3 protein-coding genes are annotated in these 7891 nt (G+C 30.9%); 1 reads left to right on the forward strand and 2 read right to left on the reverse strand.

Going from position 1 to position 7891, the window contains the following annotated elements; all coding sequences use genetic code 11:
* Positions 1-3459: pneumococcal-type histidine triad protein (locus RWQ74_RS08365; RefSeq protein ID WP_314397837.1), on the forward strand; the 3459-nt coding region annotated here is incomplete at its 5' end.
* A 160-nt stretch (positions 3460-3619) separates the two neighbouring features.
* On the opposite strand, the gene serS is transcribed toward RWQ74_RS08365, so the two are convergent.
* Positions 3620-4900: a serine--tRNA ligase gene (serS, locus tag RWQ74_RS08370; RefSeq protein ID WP_314397838.1), complete on the reverse strand. Its 1281-nt coding sequence runs from the start codon at positions 4898-4900 to the stop codon at positions 3620-3622.
* Positions 4901-5215: 315 nt separating this feature from the next.
* A partial coding sequence (locus tag RWQ74_RS08375; protein WP_314397840.1) for a pneumococcal-type histidine triad protein occupies positions 5216-7891 on the reverse strand: 2676 nt, incomplete at its 5' end.

Genomic DNA, 7891 nt, shown 5'->3' on the forward strand with positions numbered 1-7891 from the left:
CATGAACACCATGACCATCATGAAATAGACGAACACCACGGACATCATGAAACAGATGAACACCATGACCATCATGAAATAGGTGAACACCATGACCATCATGAAATAGATGAACACCATGGACATCATGGACATCATAAACATTCAACTGATGATGACGATGATTATGAATTTAATCCTAAAGATATAGTTAGCGAGGATGAAAACGGATATACTGTAAGACATGGAGACCATTTCCACTATATTCCAAAGAATAAAGTAGAGAAACGCGTTGAAACTGTTAAACCAGCTCCAGTTATTCCTACTCCTGTACTTCCTGAAGTAAATAAAGCAGAAAAACTTGACGAAACTGTTAAACCAGTTCCGGTTGTTACGGTTCCAGTTTTACCTGAAGTGAAAAATGAAGAGAAACAAAAAGTAGAAGAAACAGTTGTAAGACCTAGCATCTTATCATTTGCTGGAGTTCAATTTGAGACTAGTGATGGGTTTAAACTGTCTGATGATAGTATTACAACACCGACTTCAACAGGGCTTTTAGTAGCTCATAGTGGGCATCAACATTTTATATTCTATAAACAATTAGTAAATTCTAAATTTGAAAAATTAATTCCTCATCAATATCTAAATAAAGCCAAAGAAGAGTATGTTGAGTTAGAGAAAGAAGTTAATGATAAGATTAATTATATTTCTAAAAAGAATAATATAGATAAAGATAAATTTAGTTATGTTATTACTTCAAACGGGGATGCAATTTCATATAATGGAAAAATGGAGTTGTTAAAAGATATAAATATCAAAGAAGATGCGGAGACAAATAATTCGAATATATTAGGCACTGAAGAAAATAATTCTACAAGTAATAATTCTGCAACTACTAACACAGAGAGACCTAATAATTCAGTAGAAGGGAAAAATGAAACTTCTTCAGAAGAAAAAGAAATTGAAGAAAAAACTGATTATGTTGCTAAACAATTAAATATAGATAAAAGTGCTATAAAATTAATTGAAACAGCAGAAGGTAAGGCGGTGGTATATTCACATGGAGATCATAGCCATACTATATTGCTTAAAGATATAGATACATCAAAACCTTTGGCAGATCCACATAGTAATTCGGGAGCTGAGACGTTGAAAAAATTAGGATTTGATGATGACATTATCCATGATATTCAACATGCATCAGCTGACACTGATTTTCCTGCACAAGAGACAAATGTAGAGAAAATGAAAGAGTGGTTGAAAACTGTTAAGTATCTAAACATAGGTCAAAATAAAGATCCACTCAAAAGGAATGGATTGGACCTTATGCCAAATATTGAAGTTCTAGGTATTGGATATACTTCTATCGATGATATTACACCTGTCTATAAATTCAAGAAATTAAAACAATTATATGTATCAAGAACTGGTATTAAGGATTATTCATTTATAAAAAATATACCAACATTAGAAGGGATTGATTTCTCTGAAAATGATATACAAGATATCTCATTCTTAAAAGATTATCCAAATTTAAAATTAGTATCTGCTGCAGGAAATAATATTGAAAATATTGATGTACTAAAAAATCTTACTAACTTAGAGTCTTTAAATCTAGACAATAACAAGATTAAAGATATTTCAGCTCTAAAAGATTTAAATCACTTAAGAGCAGTTAGTCTTGAAAATAATAATATTACAAAATTAGACGCATTGAGTAGCAAAGATGAATTAGAACGTTTATTCTTATCTAATAACAGTGGATTAGAATTGGCAACTCTTAAAAATAATAGTTTAGAGCAACTGACGGTAAATAATAGTAATATTAGAGATTTAAGTGTTGTTTCTAACTTGCCTAAGTTGAAAAAAATAGTAGCAAATGATAATAAAATAACAACATTATCTCATTTGAAAAATGCTAAAGTTTTAGAAAGTGTAGAAGTTAACAATAATAAAATAGATAGTTTGGATTTTGAGAACAGTACAATTACAAGTCTAGAAATTAAAAATAATAAATTAGAAGAAATTAATAACATTAATAAACTATCTGCACTTGAGAATTTAGATGCTAGTGGCAATAAAATTAGTGAGTTCCCATCTAATAAACAAGATAAATTAATTAATCTAATAGTTAAAAATAATGTTATTAGATCAATGGAAAATGTAAATAATCTTACGTCGTTAAAATACTTAACAATGTCAAATAACTATGTATCTACATTAGCATTAAAAGAAAAAAATAAAACTTTAGAATACTTAGATATAAGTCATAATACTGTTCCAAAAGAAGAGTTAGAAATTCCAAGCGGTGGGAATATTCCAAAAGGAATAATGAGTAATTTTGAAAAAGTCGAAGGTGGAGACATAAAAGAAAATTATACTTTATCTGCAGACTATATTACAGAACAGGCAGAAAAACTACAGGAAGAGATATTAAAACTTAAAGAAGAGAAAAAATTAGCTCCAGAAGTTGCTGACGAATTAAAACAAAAAGCTCGTATTATTTATCTAGATATGTCCTATAGTGTAGATCAAAGCAGAAATAAACAGATTGATTTAGAAAAACAATTGAGTGAAATAAGAAAACAAGTTAAAGATAATTTAGTAACACCAACTACTGAGGTGGCTAATAAAGAAAATTCAGTTACCGAGCCATCTAATACAGAAGCTGAGCATGCTTCGGAGGTGCATAATAATAAAGCAGAGCACGATTCAGAAATGCATAATCATAATGAAGCTGAAGAACATGATTTTGTATTCGATGTGAATAATATAGTTAGTGAAGAAGGTGATGGATATATTGTAAAACATGGTGATCATAATCACTTTGTTAAAAAATCTGATTTATCAGCTAAACAACTAGAAGAAGCAAAAGAATTTTTAGCTAAGAAAGGTGCAGTAACAACAACTGAAGATAAAGCAACTATAGATAGTAAGAAAAATTATATTTCACTATTTTACGGAATAAATGAGAGTGATATTACAGTTGATAATAACACATTAGTATTTAACTATAACGGAGTAGTTAAACGTATTGCACTTAGTGACATAACTGTTCCAGCAATGAGCTCAGATTTAGAAGGAGATTTTGAAAAAGAAATAACTGCATTGGCAAGCAGTATGAATACGACAGTTGAACATATTCAGGTGCAAGATGGACAAATGATAGTAAATCATGGTGATCATAATCACTATTATTCAATTAAGAGTCCAGGATGGAGACTATATAATCAAAACAAAATACCTTATATAGAGATTCCAAAAGTAAATGGGAATATTGATGAAGCTGTAGTTAATAGTAGATTAACAGAATTAGAAAATAAAGCCCAGACTGTACTTGCTAATAATCCGGAGAAATTAAGAAAAGTACTGAATTGGTTAAATAACTTTAGGGATGTTAGTTTAGCATGGCATGTCACAGCAACAGACGGATATTTACAAGCATTAGACAAGTTTGAAAAAACCCAAATTAATGCATAACTTTATATTATAAAAATAAAAGATAGTGGAGTGGAAAAAGGTAATCTAAAGCCACTATCTTTTTATAAAGGATTTTTATCTGGAAAGGGTTGGGAAAAAGACTCAAGGAGTTTATGTAAGCTCCTTGAGTCTTTCTTTATCTATTATTGAGAATAATTAATTAGTTTCTTTCAATTTTTGTGATTCCACGCATGTATGGACGAAGAACTTCTGGTACTGTGATAGAACCATCTTCATTTTGATAGTTTTCAATTATAGCTGCTAGACAACGTCCTACCGCTAATCCAGAACCGTTTAATGTGTGAATAAATTCAACTTTTCCAGTATCTTCACGTTTGAAACGCATATTTGCACGACGTGCTTGGAAATCTGTACAGTTTGAACAAGAACTGATTTCTTTATAAGCGTTATAACTTGGTAACCAAACTTCGATATCGTAAGTTTTAGCACTAGAGAATCCAGTATCTCCAGAACATAAAGTAATTACACGATATGGTAAGTTTAATTTTTTAAGAATGTTTTCAGCATGGCCAGTCATTATTTCTAATTGTTCATATGAATTTTCAGGTTTAGAGAAACGAACCATTTCTACTTTATTGAATTGGTGAAGACGGATTAATCCACGAGTATCACGACCTGCACTTCCTGCTTCAGATCTGAAACAGATACTGAATGCTGTAACACCTTTTGGTAACATATCTTCAGTTAAGATTTCTCCATTGTAGTAGTTTGTTAATGGAACTTCTGCAGTAGGAATAAGAGTTAAACCTTCAGATTCTACTGTATATACATCTTCGACGAATTTAGGGAATTGACCTGTACCGAATAGAGCAGTTCTATTAACTAATTGAGGTACCATAAATTCTTCATATCCGTGTTCAACAACATGAGTATCAATCATAAAGTTTATTAGTGCACGCTCAAGTAGTGCTCCGGCTTTTTTGTAGAATACGAATCTGCTTCCAGAGATTTTAGAAGCACGTTCGAAATCCGCAATATCTAATTCTTCAACTAAATCCCAGTGGGCTTTTGGTTCAAAGTCAAACTCTCTAACTTGTCCAATACGACGAACTTCGATGTTTTCATCTTCATCTTCACCGATAGGAGTCTCATTAGAGATAAGGTTAGGGATTCTAATAATTTTTTCATTGATTTCTTCAGCGATTTGTTTAACTTCAATATCACGAGTTGTAATTTCATCAGAAACGTGTTTCATATCTGCGATTACATCTGAAGCATCTTCACGTTTTCTTTTTAAGATAGCAATCTCTTCACTTTTTTTGTTTCGAAGTGCTTTTAAATCTTCTACTTGAACAAGTAGCTCACGACGTTTTTTGTCTAAGTCGATAAGTAAGTCAACCACATCTGTTTCTAAGTTTCTTGCTGCTAATTTTTCTTTTACCATTTCTGGGTTTGCTCTAAATAATTTAATGTCTAACATAATTGTATGCTCCTTCTTATAATTAATTTTGACTGAATTTTGTAAGTAAAATAAAAAATCCCTTACGTCAAAGACGCAAGGGACGATTAATTTCTATACCGTGGTTCCACCCAAATTCAATCTAAAAGATTCTTGAAATTTAATTTGATATTATTTATAGTAGAATTTTAAAATAAACAATAAGTACTTTCAGCATTTGTACTCTCTCTGGGAATGTTCTTAGATTAAAACATGTCTATAATCAAATTTTATATATTTATTTAATATAATTTTACTCTATTTTTATCTTTTTTGTCAAGTCTTTTTAGATTATTTTTATTCTGTTGAATTATTTGAAGTTTCCTCTGTTGGTGTAGTTGTGTTGTTTTCTGGATTTGAAACTTCGTTTTCTGAGTTAAGAGTAGTACTATTTTTATTTTCTGTTGAAGCTTCTTTTGGTTTAGCATTTGCTAATAATGCAGCAAGTAATCTGTCGATATCATTAATTAATATCGTTTCAGCTTTTCCACCAAGTGTGAAGTTCACTGCTTTTCCATATGGTGTTTCAATAACATTTAATGAATCTGGAGAAAGTTTAAAGATTCCCGCAAGTAAGTTTACTTTTGCAGTTTCTTCTGGAGTAAGTTCTACTTTTTTATTATCTGTCGTATTATTTTCTTCTTTAGGTGTACTTACTTCATTGTTTGGTTGATTTCTAGTGTTACTTTCATTATTTATATTATTGTCTTTGTCTTCTTCTGGTTTTACTTTAGTGGCTGGCGTAGTAGCTTCAGTTTTCTCTGTTGTTTTATTTGCATATTTTTCAAAATCTGCTTTATCATATTTGGCATTAGAGAATTCAATTGGGAATGAAGGATCGTTAGCTTCTTTAGTGAATTGATCAGCTGAAGAGCGTAGTGTTGCACCATCACTGTCAGTTTCATTTAATTTATTATATTTTTCACCGAATTCAACTTTTGAACTTTCATTGTGTTCTAGCGCGTAGTGAAGAGCGTTTTTAGCATTAATAAGTCTTGTTACTAGTGTTCTCATTGGTGTTTTAGTGATGAATGCTTGAGATTCATAAGAATCTTTTACAAGAGAAGCAAGTTCTTCACGTAGTTGGTTATCAATTTTATCACTATCTATATTTTCTAAGAAGTATTTAATGTAGCTTACAGTTGTAATACTTTCACGATCTTCGAATTTTTGAAGTTCATCTAACATATGACTAACTTTGTTTAGTGTATTAGCATCTTTATTTGAGCTAGCTTCATTTAACTCGTTAGTTAAGTCAGTTTTTGAAAGACCATATTTTTCAATATCAGTATCTTTAATTCTATTTAGTAGAGTATTATATTTTTTAACTAATTCATCATTTTTAGAAGTATCCGCATTAGCTTCTTCTTGGATGTATTTTTTGTCGAAATCATTTAACATCGCAAGATATCCATTAGTAGAGTTAGTTGGCAATTCTTCTATTGTTGCACGTAATTGATCTAATGCACGATTTACACGGTTTGCTTGTTTTTTATCATTGCTGTGTTTAGCAAGGTTATTAGCTTTAAGTTCCTCGATACGTTTGAATACAGCTTCTTTATCGAAGTCTCCAGAAACATAGTTTCCTGTGATATTAGGAATTCTATTTTTGTAATAGATGTCCGCTCCTTTAGATAAAATTTTAACAAAGTGATCATGATCTCCATGAGGGATTACAAATTTATCGCCATCACGTTTAATTTTATCTGCAGGAATACCTGTACGTTTTGCTAAGGCAAGTAATTCATTTTCAAAATCCACTTCATCGTCACCTGTAACCTCTGGAATATGGAATTTCTCACGAGGAATTAGGTATGGGTGAATGTGTGTTGGATCGTAAGCGTGAGCTGGTTCATTAAATACGAAGAAATCTTTTGTTACTTTAACTGCTTCTTTTGGTACTCCGTACACTTCAGCGATGTAATTAATTTGTTTTTGAATTTCTTCAGTAATATCTACATCAGTCTCATCAATATGAATTGCATTTAATAGTACAGTGTGACTATGATCACCATGAGGATAAGTTAATGCTTGACCGCTTTCAGTTTCTACTAATTTAATAAGTTTAGGGTCAATACCTAGTATTTTAGCAAGGTGATTAATTTTTTTAGTCACTTCTTCAGAATAATTTTCTTTATTTTCTGTATTATTTTCTTCTTTGTTGTTTTCTGTTGGCTTTTCAGTAGGAACCTCAGTTACATCGTTAACATTAATATTATCTAATAATGTTGTTTTACCGTCATATGAAAGAGCATCTCCTTGTGCTGTAGATACATATTTAATTGAGCTTTTATCAATGTTATTTTTATTTGATAAGTAATTTATTTTTTCAGTTACTTTATCTTCTAATTCTTTATACTCTTTTTTAGCTTGTTCTAAATATTTTTCAGGAATTAATTTTTCAAATTTAGAATTCACTAGTTGCTTATAGTATACAAAGTGTTGGTGACCATTATGATAAATCACTAGTCCTAATGAAGTCGGAGTACCAATAGTATTTTCATTTAAAACAAATCCATCACTAGTCTCAAATTGAACTCCAGCAAATGATAAGATGCTAGGTCTTACAACTGTTTCTTCTACTTTTTGTTTCTCTTCATTTTTCACTTCAGGTAAAACTGGAACCGTAACAACCGGAACTGGTTTAACAGTTTCGTCAAGTTTTTCTGCTTTATTTACTTCAGGAAGTACAGGAGTAGGAATAACTGGAGCTGGTTTAACAGTTTCAACGCGTTTCTCTACTTTATTCTTTGGAATATAGTGGAAATGGTCTCCATGTCTTACAGTATATCCGTTTTCATCCTCGCTAACTATATCTTTAGGATTAAATTCATAATCATCGTCATCATCAGTTGAATGTTTATGATGTCCATGATGTCCATGGTGTTCATCTATTTCATGATGGTCATGGTGTTCACCTGTTTCATGATGTCCGTGGTGTTCGTCTATTTCATGATGGTCATGGTGTTCATG

Source organism: uncultured Gemella sp. (assembly GCF_963525165.1).
Classification (GTDB): domain Bacteria; phylum Bacillota; class Bacilli; order Staphylococcales; family Gemellaceae; genus Gemella.

Excerpts from the sequence above, each read along its gene's own strand:
- serS (WP_314397838.1), bottom strand. The coding sequence starts at position 4,900 with ATGTTAGACATTAAATTATTTAGAGCAAACCCAGAAATGGTAAAAGAA.